Source organism: Pseudaeromonas aegiceratis, from assembly GCF_046254905.1.
GTDB lineage: Bacteria > Pseudomonadota > Gammaproteobacteria > Enterobacterales > Aeromonadaceae > Pseudaeromonas > Pseudaeromonas aegiceratis.
Genome location: NZ_CP158016.1, coordinates 1,822,994 through 1,842,670, shown reverse-complemented (window position 1 = coordinate 1,842,670; position 19,677 = coordinate 1,822,994). Strand labels below are relative to the sequence as shown.

Genomic DNA, 19,677 nt, shown 5'->3' with positions numbered 1-19,677 from the left:
TGTCGTGGCAAACGCTGCAATTTGCAAATGGGCGGGGGAATTTGCATTTGGCAGTGGCCAGCGTAAAGCAAAAGCAGCCCGTTTCGGGTTGGGGAAGCCTGACGTTGGGCCAGATTGGGCTGAATCCCGGCGATCGATGTGGAAATTTCCGTGATAAACAAGGCATTGCCACATGCTGATTTGGAATTTTTTCACCGTACTGGACATAATTGATGGCAGCCAGAGTACGGCGGATCCGAAGAGACCTATGAAGCTATTTTTTTCTCCCAGAACCGATCTGGAGTGTGTTGCCCAGGCCTTGGGGCAGATGAGCACCGAGCCCGGGCTGCGTGGTGTGCTGATGCTGGCCGCCGAGGGGAACGACTACGACCTGTCCCGCCTGGATGCCTTGCTGCAGCACAGCCCCATCCCCATCTTTGGTGGCATCTTCCCGTTTTTGCTGCATGACGGCGTCGAGCATGGCGCCGGCGTCATCCTGCTGGGCCTGTGCTGCCCGTTGCAGCTGGCGGTGCTGCCCAGCCAGCGCCTGCAGGAAGCGGATATCAGCCGCCACCTGCCGCCCTTGCCCCGCCTGGCCGGTGAGCAGCGCGCCATGCTGTTGACCTTCGTCGATGGCTTTAGCCAGTGCATCCATCCCCTCATCCACGAATTATTCAATCACTACGGCTTGGAGCTTAACTACATTGGTGGGGGATGTGGCTCCCTGTCCATGCAAGCCAAACCCTGTGTCATCACCCCCCAGGGGGTGTTGCAGGATGCCGCCGTGCTGGTGCTCTGTCATGCGGCCAGCGGCATCGGCGTGGCCCATGGCTGGGAGTCTATCTCCGGGGCCTTCAAGGTCACCGCCTCCCAGGACGGCCTGCTGCAGGGCTTGGACTGGATGCCGGCCTGGGAGGTGTATAAGGCGGTGGTGGAGCAGCATGCCGGGGTGCGGATCACCCGGGAGAATTTCTTCGATATCGCCAAGGCCTACCCCCTGGGCATCGCCAAGCTGGGGGCCGAGCTGGTGATCCGGGATCCGGTTCGCCTGGAGGGGGATGCCCTGGTGTGCGTGGGGGAGGTCCGCAAGGGGGCCTATGTGCATGTGATGCACGGCGGGTCGGACACCATCATTCAGGCCGCCCGCCACGCCAGGGACATGGCCGTGCGGGAATTGGGCCAGACGGACGCCGAGGTGTTGCTGTTCGTCAATTGCGTTTCCCGCTCCCTGTTTCTGGGGGCCGATTTTAACAAGGAGCTGCAGGCGGTCACCTTGCCGGGCACCCCCATGCTGGGGGCCCTGACACTGGGGGAGATCGCCAACAGCGGTCGGGATTACCTGGAATTTTTTAACAAGACATCCGTGGTGGGGCTGATTAAATCGTGATCCAGCAAGGGTTGATCGAACAGGAAGTACTGCATGAGATCGCCATGGCCATCGGCGAGAGCCTGGACATGGCTGTCATGCTCAACCATGCCATTCCCATCTTCCTGCGGGGGTTGGGTTGTGCCACCGCGGCTGTGCTGGTGTGCGGCGAAGAGGAGGGCGATGACAGCCAGGCGGTCTTCATTCTGCCGAGGGCGGCCAATCGCAATCAGCAGCTCAATGACATCCTGACCCGTTACAGCTGCCAGATCCGCCAGCTCAGCCTGCCGGCCTTGCTCGAAACGCCGCAAAGCGGCCTCTATTACTATGCCTGGCACCTGTGTGACGAGCGTAGCGGCGCCTTGCTGCTGGGCCGCAGTAGCCCGTTACACCAGGCGCTGCAGCTGGAGATAGCGCCCCTGGTGTACAAGTTGGGCCATGCCCTCAAGGCGTGCCGGCAATTTGCCAGCCTGCAGGCCACCCAGCAGGAGATGGGGCGGGCGCGGGATGCGGCCCAGGCGGCGAACCGGGCCAAGAGCAACTTCCTGGCCACCATGAGTCACGAGATCCGCACCCCCCTCAATGCGGTGATCAACCTGTCGGAACTGCTGCTGGAGAGCGATCTGACCCAAGGTCAGCGGGAGCTGGTGGAAGGGATCTGCCAGGGGGGCGTCTCCTTGTTCCAGCTGGTCAACGACGTGCTGGATTTTTCCAAGATCGAAGCCGGCAAGATGGAGATCCAGTACAGCAATGTGGAGCTGCGGGGTCTGCTGGAGGGGGTCGGCAACCTGTTTGAGCAGCAGGCCAGCCAGAAGGGCCTGCAGTTTGGCCTCAGCATAGCGCCGGATGTGCCCCGCATGCTCAGCTGCGATCAGACCCGGCTGCGGCAGGTGCTGCAGAACCTCTTGTCCAACGCCATCAAGTTTACCGAGCGGGGGCGGGTGCACATGGCGGTGCGCATGACAGAGCCCAATCCCGCTGGGCGGGATCTGATGTTCCAGATCATCGACAGTGGCATCGGCATTCGCGAAGAGGAGCAGAGCAAGCTGTTCGAGGAGTTCCACCAGATGGACCCGGCCTTGAACCGCCGCTTCGGTGGCAGCGGTCTGGGCCTGGCCATCGCCGCCCGCCTGGTGCAGATGATGGAGGGGGCCATCGGCTGCCAGTCCCGTTACGGGGAGGGCAGTACCTTCTGGTTTACCTTGCCCTATCAGCGGTTGCCCCAGGCGGCCGCGGTCCCGGAAGCCAGTCTGCCGGCGACCCTGACGGGCAAGATCTTGCTGGTGGAGGACAGCCCCACCAACCAGATGGTGGCGTCGGCCCTGTTGGCCAAGCTGGGCTGCGAGATCACAGTGGTGGACAACGGCCAGGATGCCATCGCAGCGGTGACCGCTCAGGCGTTCGATCTGGTGCTGATGGATGTCTCCATGCCCGGGATGGACGGCCTGGAGGCCACCCGGCGCATCCGCGCCATCATGGGGTCGCCGTCCGCCGTGCCCATCATCGCCATGACGGCCCACGCCTTTGCCGAAGACAAGGCTGCCTGTCTGGCCGCCGGCATGAACGATTACCTCACCAAGCCCCTGCATCGGGAGCAGTTGCATACCATGCTGGCCCATTGGCTCCTGCAGCACGGTGAGGGGCCCACCGGGGTGACGCTGCCCCCAACCGAGACGGCGGAGCAACCCATCATAGACGAACAGGTGCTGGCCCAGCTGGCCAAGGACACCAGCGAGGTGGTGCTGCTGAAGGTGCTGGATCTGTTTCTCGACGAATCCCAGAGCAACCTGCGAGCCCTGGAGACCAGCCTGGCCAAGGGGGAGTGGGGGCAGGTGACCAAGTTGGCCCATGCCATCAAGAGCAGCGCCGGGGCCATGGGGGCCAAGGCCTTGCATCAGATCAGCGGCCAATTGGAACAGAGCGCCCGCCAGGGGAGCCGTGCCACGCTGCCGGCCTTGTGCCAGCAGTTGCGCCAGATCCAGGAACAGACGCGACGGGCCTTGTCTGAGCATTTTCATGGCCAGGTGACCGACACGCCATCGGCCAAGAGTTAGGCGTTCGGACGGTAACGACACAGTTTTGGCGTGAAAGCATCGCAAAATGGCGGTCAACGGGTAAAATCCTTGCCCCGCAGTGGCCGGCCGCGCCGGCGTCAAGGATAAGAGGAGACAATCGTGGACAAGATCTGGCTGCAGCGGTATCCCGCCGGGGTGCCTGCCGAGATTAATCCCGATGGCTACCCATCGCTGGTCGGGCTGTTCGAGGAAACCGTTCGGCGTTATCAGGATCAACCCGCCTTCATCAACATGGGGGAGGTGTTGACCTACCGAGGCCTGGAGGAGCAGAGTCGCGCCTTCGCCGCCTACCTGCAACAGGGCCTCAAGTTGCAAAAGGGCGAGCGCATCGCCCTGATGATGCCCAACCTGCTGCAGTATCCCATCGCCCTGTTTGGCGCCTTGCGGGCCGGTCTGGTGGTGGTGAACGTCAATCCGCTCTACACCCCGCGGGAGCTGGAACACCAGCTCAAGGATTCCGGCGCCAGCGCCATCGTCATCGTCTCCAACTTCGCCAATACCCTGGAGAAGGTGGTGTACAACACGGACGTCAAGCACGTCATCCTCACCCGCATGGGCGATCAGCTGGGTCTGGCCCGTGGCACCCTGGTGAACTTCGTGGTGAAGTACATCAAGAAGCTGATCCCCAAGTACGATCTGCCCGGCGCCATCTCCCTGCGCCGCGCCCTGGCCCAGGGGCGGCACCTGCAGTATGTCAAACCCCGGATCCACAACGACGATCTGGCCTTCTTGCAGTACACAGGGGGGACGACCGGCCTGCCCAAGGGGGCCATGCTGACCCACCGCAACGTGCAGGCCAATGTGGAGCAGAGCGTCACATTCTACCTGCCGGCCCTGCGGGATGGCCAGGAGCTGGTGGTCACCGCCTTGCCCCTCTACCACATCTTCGCCCTGACGGTGAACTGCCTGGCCTTTATGCGCCTGGGGGCCGCCAACCTGCTGATCACCAACCCCAGGGACATCCCCGCTCTGGTCAAGGATCTGCGCAAGTACCGGCCCAGCTGCCTGACCGGGGTCAACACCCTGTTCAACGCCCTGCTGAACAACGAAGACTTCCGTGAACTGGACTTCAGCGAGCTGCGTCTGGTGGTGGGGGGCGGCATGTCGGTGCAGCATGCGGTGGCGGAGCGTTGGGAGCAGCTCACCAAGACCCGGCTCATCGAGGGCTATGGCCTCACCGAGTGCTCCCCCCTGGTGTGCAGCAACCCCTACGATCTGGTGAGGCACACGGGAGGCATAGGGTTGCCGGTGGCCTCCACCGAGGTGCGCATCGTGGATGATGCCGGCCTGGCGGTGACGGGGGAAGGGCAGGCCGGCGAGTTGCAGGTCCGGGGGCCCCAGGTGATGAAGGGCTACTGGCAGCGCCCCGAGGCCACCTCAGAGGTGCTGACCACCGAGGGCTGGTTGAAGACCGGGGATATCGTGATGTGGGAGGGCGGCATGCTGCGCATCGTGGACCGCAAGAAGGACATGATCCTGGTGTCGGGCTTCAACGTCTATCCCAACGAGATCGAAGATGTGGTGGCCATGCATCCCCAGGTGCTGGAGGTGGCGGCCATCGGCATCCCGTCGGAACTCACAGGTGAACAGGTGAAGATCTTCGTGGTGGCCAAGGACGATAGTCTCAACGAGGCCGCCCTGCGGGCCCATTGCCGTAAACATTTGACTGCGTACAAGGTGCCCAAGCTGATAGAATTCCGCTCTGAGCTACCCAAGAGCAACGTGGGCAAGATACTTCGCCGGCTGCTGCGAGAAGAGGCCTTGCAGCAGATCCAGGCACAGTCCGCCGCAGAATAAGACGTCAGGGGGAGGGTCATACCTCCCTTTTCCTTATCTCACCTGACCTAGAGCATTGTTGTCATGGAATATCAGATCATCCAGGCCCCCGAGGCCCTGCAGGCCTATTGCAGCCAACTGGCCGATGGCCCGCTGTTTGTCGATACCGAATTTGTCCGTACCCGCAGTTTCTTCCCCAAGCTGGGGCTGTTCCAACTGTTTGATGGCCATCAGCTGGCCCTGGTGGATCCCTTGAGCGTGGGGGACATGAGTCCCCTGTGGCAGCGACTGCTCAGCACCCAGGATCCCGTGGTGCTCTATGCCGCGAGTGAGGATCTGGAGGTGATACTGCATCAGGCGGGGGCCCTGCCGGCCAAGTTGCACGATGTCCAGCTGGCCGCCGCCTTCACGGGCCACGGCATGTCGGTCGGCTTCAATGCCATGACCCAGGCCCTGCTGCAGGTCACCCTGGCCAAGGAGCAGGCCCGTACCGACTGGCTGGCGCGCCCCCTGACCCCAGAGCAGCTCATGTATGCCGCGGCGGATGTGCACTATTTGTTGCCGCTGTATGAGCAACTGATGGGGCAGGTGCAGGCGCTGGATCGCCTGGCCTGGTTTGAGGAGGAGTGCCAGGATCTGATGGCCCGCAAGCAACAGCGTGCCGATCCGCGGCTGGCCTATCGGGAGATTGGCAACGCCTGGCTGCTTTCCAGCAAACAGCTGGCGGTGCTGCAGACCCTGGCCGCCTGGCGGGAGGAGGAGGCGCGGCGGCGCGACCTGGCGCTCAATTTTGTGGTCAAGGAGCCGCACCTGTTCGCAGTCGCCCAGCAGTTGCCGACTCAGATGCGTCAGCTGGAGGGGTTGGGGCTGTTGCCTTCCGAGATCCGCACCCATGGCCGCACCCTGCTGCGCCTGGTGCAGGAGAGCATTGGGTCGGACCCTGCCGGCTGGCCACCCCGTCTGCAGCGGCTGGTGGATCACCCCCACTACAAGCGCGAGCTCAAACGCATCAAGGCCAAGGTGGAACTGGTGGCCCAGGCGCAACAGCTGCCGGCGGAATTTATCGCCTCCAAGAAGATCATCCACCAGTACCTGACCTGGCTGTGGCTGTTGACCGAGGAGGAGCGGGCCCAAAGCACCCCACGGATCCTGCGGGGCTGGCGCCAGCAAGTGTTGGGCTCGCTAAACGACGCCTGAGGGCCCTGACCCGGGCAAAAAAAAACGCAGCCATATAAGGCTGCGTTTTTTATGGCGCGCTCCCTCAGGCGGCGGGGGCATCCTTGTCTTGTTCCTTTTCCTTGTCCTTGTCGTCCGACAGCATGATGTTGAGCTCCAGCACGGAGAGCTCTTCACCCTTCTTGTCCAACTGGACCGTGACCTGCTCGGGATCGATGGCCACGTATTTGCGGATCACATCCAGCAGATCCTGCTTGAGCTGGGGCAGGTAGTCCGGGCCGCCACGGGTGCTGCGCTCGTGGGCGACGATGATCTGCAGGCGCTCCTTGGCAAACTTGGCGGTCTGCTCTTTACGCGGTTTAAGAAAAAAATCTAACAGTGCCATGTTTTAACTCCCAAACAGTCGCGTGAAGAATCCCTTCTTCTCTTCCTCCAAGAAGCGGAAGTCCCGTTTCTCACCCAGCAGGCGTGCCACCGCATCGTCATAGGCCTGACCGGCATCGGAGTCGGCATCCAGGATCACCGGCTCGCCGGAGTTGGAGGCCCGCAGCACCGCCTGGGATTCCGGGATCACCCCCAGCAGGGGGATGGCCAGGATCTCCTGCACATCCTGCACGCTCAGCATGTCGCCACGATTGACGCGGCCGGGAGCATAGCGCGTCAGCAGCAGGTGCTCCTTGATGGGCTCCAGGCCCAGCTCGGCGCGGCGGGACTTGGAGGCCAGTATGCCCAGGATACGGTCGGAGTCCCGTACCGAGGAGACTTCCGGGTTGGTGGTGACGATGGCTTCGTCGGCAAAGTAGAGGGCCATCAGGGCACCGGTCTCGATGCCGGCGGGGGAGTCGCAGACGATGTAGTCGAAGCCCATCTCCTGCAGCTTACCGATCACCACGTCCACCCCTTCACGGGTCAGAGCGTCTTTGTCCCGGGTCTGGGAGGCCGGCAGTATGTAGAGGTTCTCTACCCGTTTGTCCTTGATCAGGGCCTGGTTCAGGTTGGCTTCGCCATTGATGACGTTGACGAAGTCATACACCACCCGACGCTCACATCCCATGATGAGGTCGAGGTTACGCAGGCCGATGTCGAAGTCGATCACCACCGTTTTGTTGCCACGCTGGGCCAGCCCGGTCGAAATGGCCGCGCTGCTGGTGGTCTTGCCGACGCCGCCTTTACCGGAGGTCACGACGATAATTCGAGCCATTGCTGCTTTCCTTGTAATCGTTAAGACTGCAGTCTTTCAAAAATGAGTTTGTCCTGCTCCAGCCGGATCTGGGTTTCTTGATCCAGACTGGACTCGGGCAGGACATCTCGTACCTGGTAGGTGCCGGCGATGGAGACCAGCTCCGCCTCCAGCCCCTGGCAAATGATGCGGGCCTGGCCGTTACCACGGGCCCCGGCCAGGGCGCGACCACGCAACACGCCGTAGACATGAATGCTGTCATCGGCAATGACCTCGGCGCCATTACTGACGGAGCCGAGTACCACCAGCGCACTGCCCTGGGCGTAAATCTGCTGCCCGGAGCGCACATTGCCGTGGTGAAAACGGGTGGGCACCAGGGCCTGGGTGTCGGCGCGGTGCTCCTCTATGGGGGTTTTGACCTCGACTTGAGGTTCGACCGGACGACCCGAGGTCATCACGGCCAGCCCGGCGGCCTTGGCCGCATCCTTCATGCCGTTGTCCTTGGCGCCGGTGATCCCCACCAGCACCATGTCCTGACCCTCGATCAGCACCCGCAGCTGTTCAAAATCCGGCACTATCTCCAGCTGTTCGACGTTGACGACAAGGGGGGCACAATTGAAAAAACGGGGGGCCTGGGCGATCTTACTTTCCAGCAATTCTTTGATTTGACCGAGATCGATATCCACCAGATGCAAAACAGACAGGGTGAAACTACTACCTTTGAGCTCGTTGCCGCGATCGGCCATTTACCGCACTCCGTTGACGAGGAAAACCCTTATTCTTATTGGCCTCACATGTTATAGTCAGCCCACTTTCGTGGCAACAAACCCCGCATATTTTACCTCGATTCATGATCTGTGCCGTGTATAAAAGTCGCAAGAAAGAACAGACCTATCTGTACGTCGCGCGACGAGACGATTTCTCTCGGGTGCCGGCCGAACTGATGAGCCTGTTCGGTGCGCCCCAGTTTGTCATGCTGCTGCCGTTGGCCAAGCCAGCCGCCCTGCCCGGGGTCGATAGAAAGCTCCTGATTGAGTCCCTTGATCGCCAGGGCTTCTACCTGCAGCTGCCGCCGCCGGTGGAGAGCCTGCTGGTTCAGCACAGGCGCGACCTCAACCTGGAACCCCATTCCAAATGAAGTGCCTGCTGGCCGCAATCGGCCTCAGCCTGGCACTGCCAGCCCTGGCTCAATCGCCACTGAGCTTCGAGCAGTACGTGCAGAGTCTGCAACAGGAGGCGCTGGCCCAGGGCATTCGTCCCCAGACCCTGACGGCGTCCTTTGCCGATGTGCACTTCATCGAGCGGGCGGTGAAGCATGACCGCAGCCAGCCGGAGCACAAGCTCACCCTGGACGAATATCTGCCCAAGGCGGTGCCGGCCTGGAAGATCAAGCAGGCCAAGGGGCTCTACCGTCAGCATCAGGCGCTGTTGACCCGCATCGGTGCCCAGTATGGGGTGGCACCGCGCTTTATCGTCGCCCTGTGGGGGATCGAGACCAACTTCGGCAAGTTGACCGGCGGCTTTCCGCTCATCTCCTCCCTCACCACTCTGGCCTACGAGGGACGGCGTGAAGCCTTCTTCAAGCAGCAGCTGTTCGCCGCCCTGCAGATCATCGATGAGGGGCATATCCCGGCGGAGCAGATGATCGGCTCCTGGGCCGGCGCCATGGGGCAGGTGCAGTTCATGCCCACCTCCTTCCTGAGCTATGCCCAGGATGGGGATGGTGACGGGCGCAAGGATCTGTGGCACTCCCAGGCCGATGTGTTTGCCTCGGCGGCCAACTACCTGCACCAGGTGGGCTGGCAGGCCAACCAGACCTGGGGGCGGGCGGTCCAACCGCCCAAGGGGCTGGACCCCGCGCTGCTGGGGCTGGAACAACAACGCAGCCTGGCTCAATGGCAGGCCCTGGGGGTGCGCAATGCCTGGGGTGGCCCCTTGCCCAAGGCCGACATGCACGCCAGCCTGATCCAGCCCGATGATGGGGCAGGGCGCAGCTACCTGGTGTACGACAACTACCGGGCCCTGATGCATTGGAATCGGTCGCACTATTTCGCCCTGGCGGTCAGTACCCTGGCCGATGCCATCGTGGCCCCCTAAGAGATGAGCCCAATGCAAACTGAGGAACTGCCGTTTTGGCAACGGCTAAGCCTGGCGCAGATGAGCCAGGCCCAGTGGGAATCCCTGTGTGATGGCTGTGGCAAGTGCTGCCTGCACAAGCTCATCGACGATGAGACCGAGGAGCTGCACTTCACCAACATCGCCTGCGATCTGCTGGATCTGCGCACCTGCCAGTGCAAGGACTACCCCCATCGTTTCAAGAAGGTGCCGGACTGTACCCGGCTGACCCCTGAGCTCATCGACGAGTTTCACTGGCTGCCGGCCAGCTGTGCCTACCGCCGCCTGGCCGAGGGGCAGCCCTTACCCGACTGGCATCCCCTCATCACCGGCAGCCGCAGTGCCATGCACGCCGCCGGCGCCTCGGTGCGGGGCAAGGCCATCCATGAACGCCACGCCGGCGACTGGGAAGACCATATCGTCACCTGGCCGCTGTAACTGCTGCGGGGCGGCTCGGCATCACCTCAGGCGGCTTCTGCCGCCTTTTTGTTGCCCGCAGGTCAGCCGGCCCCACGTCTGCCCAGGTTGACTCAATTGCCCGCCATGGGTGCATTAACGCACCACATTGAGACACCCCCCCTTGTCATGGGCACACCATTAAACCTCATGGAATGTCAGGAATATCGCTGCAACCAATTGGTATTAAAGTAAAAAGACAAATACTCATCCCTTTGATGGCCCGCTTGGCACACGACTTGTAATACACACATGTATACAAGATTGGATTGGGTCGAGCGCACGGATGCAGAGCCTGGGATGGACCTTACAAGAGTGGCAAGACGCCTACAGCGCAGGGCAGCAGCCCGAGCAGCTGCTGGGTGAGCTGCTGCGCGCCCAGAGCCTGGATGACGTCGCCTGGATCAGCCTGATTGAGCCTGTCACCCTGGCTGCCGAGTGTGCGCGCCTGCAAGCCAGGCTGGCGGAGGCGGGCAGTCTGGCGGCATTGCCGCTTTACGGCGTGCCCTTTGCCGTCAAGGACAACATAGATGTGGCGGGCCTGCCCACCACCGCCGCCTGTCCCGCCTTCCGATACCTGCCCGAGCAGGATGCCGGTGTGGTGGCCCGCCTGCGGGCCGCCGGCGCCGTGGTGCTGGGCAAGAGCAACCTGGATCAGTTTGCCACCGGCCTGGTGGGGACCCGCAGCCCCTACGGCGCCGTGCCCAACAGCGTCAATGCCGATTATGTCTGCGGCGGCTCCAGTGCCGGCTCCGCCTCCCTGGTGGCCCGGGGTCTGGTGCCCTTTGCCTTGGGCACGGATACTGCTGGCTCGGGGCGGGTGCCGGCCGGCTTCAACAACCTGGTGGGCTGGAAGCCCACCCGCGGCGCCATCAGTTGCCGTGGTGTGGTGCCGGCCTGCAAGAGCCTGGATTGCGTCTCCCTGTTTACCCTGACGGTGGCCGATGCCGAGCAATTGGCTCTCATCGCCTACGGTGAGGATGCCTCCGATCCCTTCAGCCGAGCCAGTCAAGGCGCCGTGGTGCCTCGTCGTGGCTCGATCCCGACCCTGGGGGTGCCTCGGCAGCTGGCCTGGTTCGGCGATGAGGCCCAGCGCCTGGGGTTCGAGGCCGCCTGCGCCACCCTGGCCGCGCAAGGGGTGCAACTGGTCGAGGTGGATTATCAGCCCTTTGCCGAGCTGGCCCACCTGCTCTATGAGGGGCCTTGGCTGGCAGAGCGCCGTGTCGCCCTGGCGGAATTTCTCGCCGGGCACAGGGATGAGATGGATCCCGTGGTGGCCGGCATCATAGCCCAGGCGGATGGGCTGCGGGCCACGGAGGCCTTTGCCGCCGAATACCGCCGCCAGGCGCTGAAGGCCCGGATCCAGCAGCAGCTCGGGCAGCTGGATGCCCTGCTGCTGCCCACGGCGCCCCGGCTGCCGACCCTGGCGCAAGTCAGGGCGGATCCCGTGGTGGTCAATAGCCAGTTGGGGCACTACTGCAACTGGGTCAACCTGGCGGACTGCTGCGCCCTGTCGCTGCCGGCGGGCTTTCGTCCCGACGGCCTGCCGCTGGGTGTCACCCTGGTGGCCCCCGCCTGGCAGGAGTGGGCCCTGGCCCGCCTGGCCAAGCCACTGGCCGCAGGATTGAATTTGCCACTGGGCGCCACCGGCCGACCGGCCCCATCCGCTCCCAGTGGTACCGTCCTGGCGCCGGATCATCAGGTGCTGGCGGTGGTGGGGGCCCACCTTAGCGGGCAACCCCTGAATCATCAGCTCACCGACCTCGGCGGCTACCTGCTGGAAACCAGCCGCAGCGCTCCTCACTATCGGCTGTTCGCCCTGGCGGACGGTCGGCGGCCGGCCCTGGTGGCCGGTCGGACGCCGGGGGCCGCCATCGAGCTGGAGCTCTGGGCCCTGCCCAAGGCGGCCTGGGCCGATCTGCTGGCCCGCGTCCCGTCGCCCCTGGGGCTGGGCTCTGTGCAGCTGGCGGATGGCCGCCGGGTGGCTGGTTTCATCTGTGAACCTCTGGCCCTTGAGGGCGCCCGGGACATCACCGCCCATGGCAGCTGGCGCGCCTACCTGGCGGCCCAGGCCCAACCGGCTCGGCAGCCGGGGAGGGTGGCATGCTAACCCATCCGTCCTCCTCCCCATTGTTCTCCAAGGTGCTGATCGCCAATCGCGGCGAGATTGCCCTGCGCCTGCTGCGCACCCTGCAACAGCTGGGCATCCAAGCCGTGGTGGTCCACAGCCATGCCGATCGCCACAGCCCGGCGGTACGCCTGGCCGACGAGGCCTATTGCCTGAGCGACGGTGAACAGAGCGCCGTGGCGGACACCTATCTGGATGGCGACAAGATACTCGCCATCGCCCAGGCCTGTGGCGCCGAGGCGATACTGCCCGGCTATGGTCTGCTGGCGGAAAATGCCGACTTTGCCCACCGCTGTGCCGAGGCAGACATTGTGTTTGTTGGCCCCACCGAGACCCAACTGCGCCAGTTTGGCTTGAAACATCAGGCCCGGATCCTGGCGGACGCGGCCGGGGTCCCCCTGTTGCCGGGTTCCGGCCTGTTGGCGGATGGCGCCGCCGCCCTGGCGGCTGCCGAGACCCTGGGTTACCCCCTGATGCTCAAGAGCACCGCCGGCGGCGGTGGCATCGGCCTGTGTCGCTGCAACAATCCCGAGGAGCTGGCCGCCGCCTTTGACCGGGTGCGGCGCCAGGGCGCGGCCTTCTTCCAGCATGACGGCCTGTTTGTGGAACGCTGCGTCGAGGGCGCCCGGCACCTGGAGGTGCAGATCGTCGGCGACGGTCTGGGCCAGGTGGTGGCCCTGGGGGAACGGGATTGCTCCTTGCAGCGCCGCCACCAGAAGGTGGTGGAGGAGACACCGGCCCCGGGCCTGTCCGCTGCCACCCGCGAGCGCTTGTGCCAGGCGGCCATCCGCCTGGGGCAGTGGGTCCAGTATCGCAGCGTCGGCACGGTGGAATTTATCTATGAGCCGGGTAGGGATGCCTTCTATTTTCTCGAGGTCAACACCCGGCTGCAGGTGGAGCACACCATCACGGAGGCGGTCACCGGCCTGGATCTGGTGGCCCTGATGCTGCAGATCGCCGCCGATCAGTGCCCGGATCTGGCCACCTTGCCCCAGGCGGCAGGGGCCGCCATGGAGGTGCGCCTCTATGCCGAGGATCCGCTGCGGGACTTCGCCCCCATGGCCGGCACCCTCTGCCGGGTCAGCTATCCCCAGTTGCCCTGGCTGCGGGTGGATGGCTGGGTCGAGTCGGGCAGCCAAATCAGCAGTCACTACGATCCCCTGCTGGCCAAGCTTATCGTCCACGGGGCCGACCGGACCCAGGTGCTGCAGCGGCTCAAGCAAGCCCTGGCCGAGAGTCAGCTGGACGGCCTCATCACCAACCTGCCGTATCTGCGCCAGCTGCTGGCCTGGTCGCCGCTGGCGGCGGGGCAGTATCACACCGCCAGCCTGGCGCAGTTTGCCTACCGTCCGCGGGTGCTGGAGGTGCTGCAGCCCGGCACCTACACCAGCGTGCAGGACTACCCGGGCCGCGTGGGTTACTGGGCCATAGGCGTGCCCCCCTCCGGTCCCATGGACGACCGCTCCTTCCGGCTGGCCAATGCCCTGGTGGGCAATGCGCCGGACGCAGCCGGTCTCGAATGCACCTTGCAGGGGCCCGTGTTGCGCTTTCATCAGGACAGCGTCATCGCCATCACCGGCGGCCTGTGTCAGCCCACCCTGGATGGCCAGCCCGTGCCCCTGCATAGCGCCGTTCCCATCCGGGCCGGGCAGATCCTGGATCTGGCCGGCGTGATCTCAGGTTGCCGCAGTTATCTGGCGGTACGCGGCGGACTGGATCTGCCTCTGACCCTGGGCAGTCGCGCCACCTTCGCCCTGGGACAGCTGGGCGGGGTGCAGGGCCGCTGCCTGCGGCTGGGAGATCAGCTGCCCCTGGGACAGGCGGTGGCCGGTCCCGTGCCGGAGGTTCGCTTGCCGGCGGCCCTGATGCCCGGCTTCGGCAAGCTGCCGGCCCCAGGCGAGGCCTGGCAGATCGGCGTGCTGCACGGCCCCCATGGCGCCCCGGACTATTTCACCCCCGAGTACCTGGAGACCTTCTTCGCCAGCGATTGGCTGGTGCACTACCAGTCCAACCGCCTGGGTGTACGCTTGAGCGGCCCCAAGCCGCAGTGGAGCCGCCGGGATGGGGGTGAGGCGGGCCTGCACCCCTCCAACATCCATGACTGCCAGTACGCCATCGGCAGCATCAACTTCACCGGCGACAGCCCGGTGATCCTGGCCCACGATGGCCCCAGCCTGGGTGGCTTCGTCTGCCCAGTGACGGTTGCTAAGGCCGAGCTGTGGAAGCTGGGTCAGCTCAGACCCGGGGATCGCATCCGCTTCGTGGCCATGAGCTTCGAGCAGGCCCTGATGGCCGAACAGGCCTGGGAGCAGGCGCTGCAAGCCTTGACCGCCCCCGTCCTGCCCCAGGCGGTGTTGCCCCCCGCCTTGACCGAGGTGGTCGGCCAGAGCGCCTGTGTGTTGGCCCGGCTGCCCGCCGCGGGGTCCCGTCCCGTGGTGACCTACCGCCAGGCCGGCGACAAGTGCCTGCTGCTGGAATACGGTGACGAGCGCTTCACCCTGGCCCTGCGCCTGCGGGTCCATGCCCTGATGCAGGCCTTGGCCGCAGACCCCATCCCTGGGGTCGAGGAGCTCTCCCCCGGCGTGCGCTGCCTGCAGATCCGCTTCGACAGCCGCCGGCTCTCTCAATCCGCCTTGCTCAAGGCGCTGATGGCGCATGAAGCCACCTTGCCGGATGTGCACACCCTCAGGGTGCCCAGCCGCACCCTCTGGCTGCCCCTGGCCTTCGAGGATGCCAGCAGCCTGGATGCGGTGGCGCGCTATCGCCAGTCGGTGCGGGACACGGCGCCCTGGCTGCCCAACAACGTGGATTTCATTCAGCGCATCAACGGCCTGAGCCGGCGTGACCAGGTGGCCGAGATCCTCTACGCCGCCCGCTATCTGGTGCTGGGTCTGGGGGATGTCTACCTGGGCGCTCCCTGCGCCGTGCCCCTGGATCCGCGCCACCGGCTGTTGACCTCCAAATACAACCCGGCCCGCACCCATACCACCGAAGGGGCGGTGGGCATCGGCGGCGTCTACCTGTGCATCTATGGCATGGACTCGCCAGGGGGCTACCAACTGGTGGGCCGCACCCTGCCCATCTGGCAGCGGGAGGCAGCCTCCGATCCCTGTCTGCTGCGCTTCTTCGATCAAATCCGCTTCTATCCCGTGACCGAGGCCGAGCTGGCCCAGCTGCGGCAGGCCCAGGCAGCAGGCCAAGGCCGGCTGCGCATCGAGGAAGGCGAATTCTGCCTGGCGGAACACGAGGCGTGGCTCACCGGCGAGGCGCAGAGCATTTCGGCCTTCCAGGCCCGTCAGCAGGCCGCCTTTGCCCAGGAGGTCGCCCGCTGGCAGCAGGAGGTGCCGTTACCAGAGGATGACAGCCTGTCCCTGCCGGCCAGGCTGCACCCGCCACTGGCCCAGGATGGGTGCCCGGTGGCGGCCCAGGTGAGCGGCAGCATCTGGAAGCTGCTGGTGAGTGCCGGTCAACGGGTGAGCGCCGGGGAGCCCCTGGTGATCCTGGAGGCCATGAAGATGGAATTTGCCATTGCCGCGCCCAGAGATGGCGTGGTGGCGGCCTTGCTGTGCCAGCCCGGCCGGCAGGTGCAGGCGGGTGAACCCCTGCTGCACCTGGCGCCCTTGGCCGAGCCGGTGGAATAAGGAGACAAGATGAGTCAGCGTCAGTCGGGCCAGCGCCCCCTGGGACAACCCAAGCCCAGGCCGGAAAACATGGCGGATCGCATCTATCAGGCGCTCAAGGAGCAGATCTTCGCCTTCGCCCTGCTGCCCGGCGATCGCTTCAGCGAGACCGAGGTGGCGGAGCGGATGCAGGCCAGCCGCACCCCGGTGCGGGAGGCGCTGTACCGGCTGCAGAAGGAAGGTTTCGTGGAGGTGCAGTTTCGCAGCGGCTGGCAGGTGCGGCCCTTTGATTTCGAGTACTTCGAGGATCTCTACGATGTGCGCATCGTGCTGGAGGAGGCGGCGGTGCAGCGGTTGTGCGATGGCGAGCAGCAACACGAGGCGTTTGCCGAGCTGCTGGCCTTCTGGCTGGTGCCGCCGGAGCAGCGCCTCGGCGATGGCGCCGAGGTGAGTCGGCAGGATGAGCGCTTCCACAACCTGCTCATCGTCGCCAGCGGTAACCGGCAGATGGCCCAGATCCATTGGGAGATCACCGAGAAGATCCGCATTATCCGCCGGCTGGACTTCACCAAGGTGCCCAGAGTCGAGGCCACCTACAACGAACATGGCGCCATACTGCGCGCCATCGTCAGACGCCGCACCGACGAGGCCAAGCGTCTGTTACGCAGTCATATCGCGGCCAGCAAGGCCGAGGTACGCAAGATCACCCTGCACATGCTGCACAGCGCCCGTTCCCGGGCGGCGCAGGGGCAGGAAACCGCCATCGACTAGATGGCACATCGAGTCTTAAGGCTCAACAAGTAGGCAGTACCCATGTGTATGAACAAGGAGATGTTTCCATGAAGCTAAACAAAGTCCATCAGTTGGTCCGTCTGTCCGTGTTGTCTGCCAGCCTGGTTGCCGGCGGCGCCTTTGCCGCCGACACCATCAAGGTGGGGGTGTTGCACTCCCTGTCAGGCACCATGGCCATTTCCGAGACCACCCTCAAGGACACCATGTTGATGTTGGTGGATGAGCAGAACAAGAAGGGTGGGGTGCTGGGCAAGAAGCTCGAAGCCGTGGTGGTGGATCCGGCGTCCAACTGGCCGCTGTTTGCCGAGAAGGCCCGCGAGCTGATCCAAAAGGACAAGGTGGCCGCCGTGTTCGGTTGCTGGACCTCAGTGTCCCGCAAGTCCGTGCTGCCGGTGTTCGAGGAGCTCAACAGCATCCTCTTCTACCCGGTGCAGTATGAAGGCGAAGAGTCTTCCAAGAACGTCTTCTACACCGGTGCCGCCCCGAACCAGCAAGCCATCCCCGCCGTCGACTACCTGATGGATCAAGGGGTCAAGCGCTGGGCACTGCTGGGTACCGACTACGTCTATCCCCGCACCACCAACAAGATCCTCGAAGCCTACCTGAAGGCCAAGGGCGTGCCGGCTGCTGACATCATGGTCAACTACACCCCCTTCGGTCACGCCGATTGGCAGTCCATCGTCGCCGACGTGAAGAAGTTTGGCTCCGCCGGTAAGAAGACCGCCGTGGTCTCCACCATCAACGGCGACGCCAACGTGCCCTTCTACAAGGAACTGGCTAACCAGGGCATCACCGCCGAGTCCATCCCTGTGGTGGCCTTCTCCGTGGGTGAGGAAGAGCTCTCCGGCATCGACACCAAGCCGCTCGTGGGCCACCTGGCCGCCTGGAACTACTTCGAGAGCGTGGATAACGACCTCAACAGCGAGTTCATCGAGCAGTGGCACAAGTTCACCGGCAAGGAAGATCGGGTGACCAACGACCCGATGGAAGCCACCTACATCGGCTTCAACATGTGGGTCAAGGCGGTTGAGAAGGCCGGCACCACGGATCCGGAAGCGGTACAAGAGGCCCTGATCGGCATCAGCGTACCCAACCTGACCGGTGGCTACGCCGCCATGATGCCCAACCACCACATCACCAAGCCGGTGCTGATCGGTGAAATCCAGGAAGACGGTCAATTCGAGGTGGTGTCCGAGACCAAGGGTACCGTCGCCGGTGACGCCTGGTCCGATTACCTGGATGGCTCCAAGGATCTGATCTCCGACTGGCGTAAGCCCCTGGCCTGCGGCAACTTCAATGTGAAGACCGGCAAGTGCGGCGGTGCCAGCAAGTAATACCTCGCGGCCTGGCAACAGGCCGCCCTTATGCTTGACGGCTGGGCATGATGCCGGGCCGACGTGTTTTATCTGACTCTTTATCTGACTACCAGGATGGCGCCATGGTAACTGCATTACGTCCTCTGCTTGCCCTGCTGCTGCTGATTGCCTCCAGCAGCTGGGCCATGAGCCTGGAAGAGGCCCAGACCGCCTTGAGCGGTCGGGATTTTCAGGCCAAGGGCGAGGCCATCGCCCAACTGGCACGCTCCGACGATCCGTCGAGCGCGCCCCTGCTGGCGGCCTTGTCCCGCGGCGATCTCTTCTATGTGAAAAAAGGCGGCCAGCTGGTCGTCCGCACCCCGGAGGGCTACCAGGATCTGGCGGGCCAGCCCCTGACCCTGCGCAGCACTCAGGTCAAGCGGGTGGTGATAAACAACAACCTGCGGCGCCAGCTCTCCCAATCCCTGGCCGAGCGTCAGCTGGGCGATGCCGACAGCGGCGTGCGGCTGGCGGCGGCCAAGGAGCTGCTGGGCAAGCTGGATGACAGCCTGACTCCCTTGCTGCAGGCCCAGCTGGCCAAGGAAACCGACACCGAGGTGAAGACGGCCCTGGCCGGCGTGCTGGCCTACGAGCAGTTGAAGGACTCGGATCCGGCGGCGCGCCTGACGGCGGTGGAGACCCTGTCCCACTGGCATCACCCCCAGGTGCTGGCGGCGCTGCAGCAGGTGCGGGATACCGATGCCGACAAGGCGGTACGGCTGGCTGCCGGCAAGGCTGCCAGTAGCCTGGAGCACACTCAGTCGGTCTACTCGGGCCTGGAGACCCTGTTCTTCGGCCTGAGCCTGGGCTCCGTGCTGGTGCTGGCCGGTATCGGCCTGGCCATCACCTTCGGCGTCATGGGAGTCATCAACATGGCCCACGGCGAGCTGATGATGCTGGGCGCCTACACCACCTTCGTGATGCAGAAGCTGCTGCCGGACGCCCCGGGCCTGGCGCTGCTGCTCTCCATCCCCATGGCCTTCCTGGTGGCCGGTGCCGTGGGGGTGGTGATCGAGCGCTGCGTCATTCGTTTCCTCTATGGCCGTCCGCTGGAGACCCTGCTGGCCACCTTCGGCCTCAGCCTGCTGCTGCAACAGGCGGTGCGCTCCATCTTCTCACCGCTAAACCAGAGCGTCGTCATGCCCTCCTGGATGAGCGGCAGCCTGTTTATCAATGACTTCTTCAGCCTGACCCTGAACCGGCTGGTGATCATCGCCTTCAGCCTGCTGGTGTTCGCCGGCCTGATGCTGCTGCTCAAGCGCAGCCGCTTGGGGCTGGAGGTACGGGCGGTGGCACAAAACCGCGCCATGGCCCGCAACATGGGGGTGCGCTCCGCCCGGGTCAATGCCCTGACCTTCGGCCTGGGCTCCGGGGTGGCCGGCATCGCCGGGGTGGCCCTGTCCCAGCTTACCAACGTCGGGCCGAACCTCGGCCAGAGCTACATCATCGACGCCTTCATGGTGGTGGTGTTCGGCGGGGTGGGGAACCTGTGGGGGACCCTGGTGGCGGGCCTGACCCTGGGGGTGGCCAACAAGCTGCTGGAGCCTTTCGCGGGCGCCGTGCTGGCCAAGATCCTCATCCTGGTAGCGATCATTCTGTTTATTCAAAAGCGGCCCCGCGGACTCTTCCCGCAGCGTGGCCGGGCCGTGGAGGGTTAAC

The 19,677-nt window shown here is 64.3% G+C and carries 15 protein-coding genes; 12 read left to right on the top strand and 3 right to left on the bottom strand.

The genetic code is table 11. The features are described 5' to 3' along the window. Window positions 1-247: 247 nt before the first annotated feature. From ABHF91_RS08725 to rnd, 4 genes are all read left to right on the top strand, one after another. Complete coding sequence (locus ABHF91_RS08725) at window positions 248-1,366, top strand: FIST signal transduction protein (protein WP_409419920.1); 1,119 nt, start codon at window positions 248-250, stop codon at window positions 1,364-1,366. Continuing rightward, a complete protein-coding gene (locus tag ABHF91_RS08720) occupies window positions 1,363-3,399 on the top strand; it encodes a response regulator (RefSeq protein ID WP_409423064.1) in 2,037 nt (678 codons plus the stop codon). Before ABHF91_RS08725 ends, ABHF91_RS08720 begins: the two co-directional genes overlap by 4 nt. 120 nt (window positions 3,400-3,519) lie before the next feature. Further along, window positions 3,520-5,217: a long-chain-fatty-acid--CoA ligase FadD gene (gene fadD / locus ABHF91_RS08715; RefSeq protein WP_409423063.1), complete on the top strand. Its 1,698-nt coding sequence runs from the start codon at window positions 3,520-3,522 to the stop codon at window positions 5,215-5,217. A gap of 63 nt (window positions 5,218-5,280) precedes the next feature. Further along, window positions 5,281-6,393 carry a ribonuclease D gene (gene rnd, locus ABHF91_RS08710; RefSeq protein WP_409423062.1) on the top strand — a complete coding sequence of 371 codons (1,113 nt, stop codon included), beginning with the start codon at window positions 5,281-5,283 and terminating at the stop codon, window positions 6,391-6,393. A 64-nt stretch (window positions 6,394-6,457) separates the two neighbouring features. On the opposite strand, the gene minE is transcribed toward rnd, so the two are convergent. Genes minE through minC form a run of 3 tightly spaced genes read right to left on the bottom strand, consistent with a single transcriptional unit; the run spans window position 6,458 to window position 8,298 of the window. Next, on the bottom strand, window positions 6,458-6,757 hold the full coding sequence (minE, locus tag ABHF91_RS08705; protein ID WP_409423061.1) for a cell division topological specificity factor MinE: 300 nt from the start codon (window positions 6,755-6,757) through the stop codon (window positions 6,458-6,460). 3 nt (window positions 6,758-6,760) lie between these two features. Further along, complete coding sequence (minD, locus tag ABHF91_RS08700) at window positions 6,761-7,573, bottom strand: septum site-determining protein MinD (protein WP_409423060.1); 813 nt, start codon at window positions 7,571-7,573, stop codon at window positions 6,761-6,763. 20 nt (window positions 7,574-7,593) lie between these two features. After that, the gene (gene minC / locus ABHF91_RS08695; protein ID WP_409423059.1) at window positions 7,594-8,298 is read right to left on the bottom strand and encodes a septum site-determining protein MinC; all 705 of its coding nucleotides are present in this window, start codon (window positions 8,296-8,298) and stop codon (window positions 7,594-7,596) included. A gap of 104 nt (window positions 8,299-8,402) precedes the next feature. Between minC and ABHF91_RS08690 the strand changes: the two genes are divergently transcribed. From ABHF91_RS08690 to urtB, 8 genes are all read left to right on the top strand, one after another. After that, window positions 8,403-8,690: a YcgL domain-containing protein gene (locus ABHF91_RS08690; protein ID WP_409423058.1), complete on the top strand. Its 288-nt coding sequence runs from the start codon at window positions 8,403-8,405 to the stop codon at window positions 8,688-8,690. Beyond that, complete coding sequence (locus ABHF91_RS08685) at window positions 8,687-9,649, top strand: lytic transglycosylase domain-containing protein (protein ID WP_409423057.1); 963 nt, start codon at window positions 8,687-8,689, stop codon at window positions 9,647-9,649. Before ABHF91_RS08690 ends, ABHF91_RS08685 begins: the two co-directional genes overlap by 4 nt. Before the next feature lie 12 nt (window positions 9,650-9,661). After that, window positions 9,662-10,105, top strand: coding sequence for a YcgN family cysteine cluster protein (locus ABHF91_RS08680; RefSeq protein WP_409423056.1), 444 nt, complete (start codon window positions 9,662-9,664; stop codon window positions 10,103-10,105). Window positions 10,106-10,409: 304 nt separating this feature from the next. Continuing rightward, a complete protein-coding gene (gene atzF / locus ABHF91_RS08675; RefSeq protein ID WP_409423055.1) occupies window positions 10,410-12,233 on the top strand; it encodes an allophanate hydrolase in 1,824 nt (607 codons plus the stop codon). After that, on the top strand, window positions 12,227-15,892 hold the full coding sequence (gene uca, locus ABHF91_RS08670) for an urea carboxylase (RefSeq protein ID WP_409423054.1): 3,666 nt from the start codon (window positions 12,227-12,229) through the stop codon (window positions 15,890-15,892). The genes atzF and uca overlap by 7 nt, the downstream gene beginning before the upstream one ends. A gap of 9 nt (window positions 15,893-15,901) precedes the next feature. Beyond that, window positions 15,902-16,642, top strand: a complete 741-nt coding sequence (locus ABHF91_RS08665) for a GntR family transcriptional regulator (RefSeq protein WP_409423053.1) — start codon at window positions 15,902-15,904, stop codon at window positions 16,640-16,642. Window positions 16,643-16,710: 68 nt separating this feature from the next. After that, window positions 16,711-17,997, top strand: a complete 1,287-nt coding sequence (gene urtA, locus ABHF91_RS08660; RefSeq protein WP_409423052.1) for an urea ABC transporter substrate-binding protein — start codon at window positions 16,711-16,713, stop codon at window positions 17,995-17,997. Between the two features lie 104 nt (window positions 17,998-18,101). Further along, window positions 18,102-19,676, top strand: coding sequence for an urea ABC transporter permease subunit UrtB (gene urtB, locus ABHF91_RS08655; RefSeq protein ID WP_409423051.1), 1,575 nt, complete (start codon window positions 18,102-18,104; stop codon window positions 19,674-19,676). Window position 19,677 lies beyond the last annotated feature (1 nt).

Excerpts from the sequence above, each read along its gene's own strand:
- ABHF91_RS08725 (WP_409419920.1), top strand. The coding sequence starts at position 248 with ATGAAGCTATTTTTTTCTCCCAGAACCGATCTGGAGTGTGTTGCCCAG.
- rnd (WP_409423062.1), top strand. The coding sequence starts at position 5,281 with ATGGAATATCAGATCATCCAGGCCCCCGAGGCCCTGCAGGCCTATTGC.
- minE (WP_409423061.1), bottom strand. The coding sequence starts at position 6,757 with ATGGCACTGTTAGATTTTTTTCTTAAACCGCGTAAAGAGCAGACCGCC.
- minD (WP_409423060.1), bottom strand. The coding sequence starts at position 7,573 with ATGGCTCGAATTATCGTCGTGACCTCCGGTAAAGGCGGCGTCGGCAAG.
- minC (WP_409423059.1), bottom strand. The coding sequence starts at position 8,298 with ATGGCCGATCGCGGCAACGAGCTCAAAGGTAGTAGTTTCACCCTGTCT.
- ABHF91_RS08690 (WP_409423058.1), top strand. The coding sequence starts at position 8,403 with ATGATCTGTGCCGTGTATAAAAGTCGCAAGAAAGAACAGACCTATCTG.
- ABHF91_RS08685 (WP_409423057.1), top strand. The coding sequence starts at position 8,687 with ATGAAGTGCCTGCTGGCCGCAATCGGCCTCAGCCTGGCACTGCCAGCC.
- ABHF91_RS08680 (WP_409423056.1), top strand. The coding sequence starts at position 9,662 with ATGCAAACTGAGGAACTGCCGTTTTGGCAACGGCTAAGCCTGGCGCAG.
- atzF (WP_409423055.1), top strand. The coding sequence starts at position 10,410 with ATGCAGAGCCTGGGATGGACCTTACAAGAGTGGCAAGACGCCTACAGC.
- uca (WP_409423054.1), top strand. The coding sequence starts at position 12,227 with ATGCTAACCCATCCGTCCTCCTCCCCATTGTTCTCCAAGGTGCTGATC.
- ABHF91_RS08665 (WP_409423053.1), top strand. The coding sequence starts at position 15,902 with ATGAGTCAGCGTCAGTCGGGCCAGCGCCCCCTGGGACAACCCAAGCCC.
- urtA (WP_409423052.1), top strand. The coding sequence starts at position 16,711 with ATGAAGCTAAACAAAGTCCATCAGTTGGTCCGTCTGTCCGTGTTGTCT.
- urtB (WP_409423051.1), top strand. The coding sequence starts at position 18,102 with ATGGTAACTGCATTACGTCCTCTGCTTGCCCTGCTGCTGCTGATTGCC.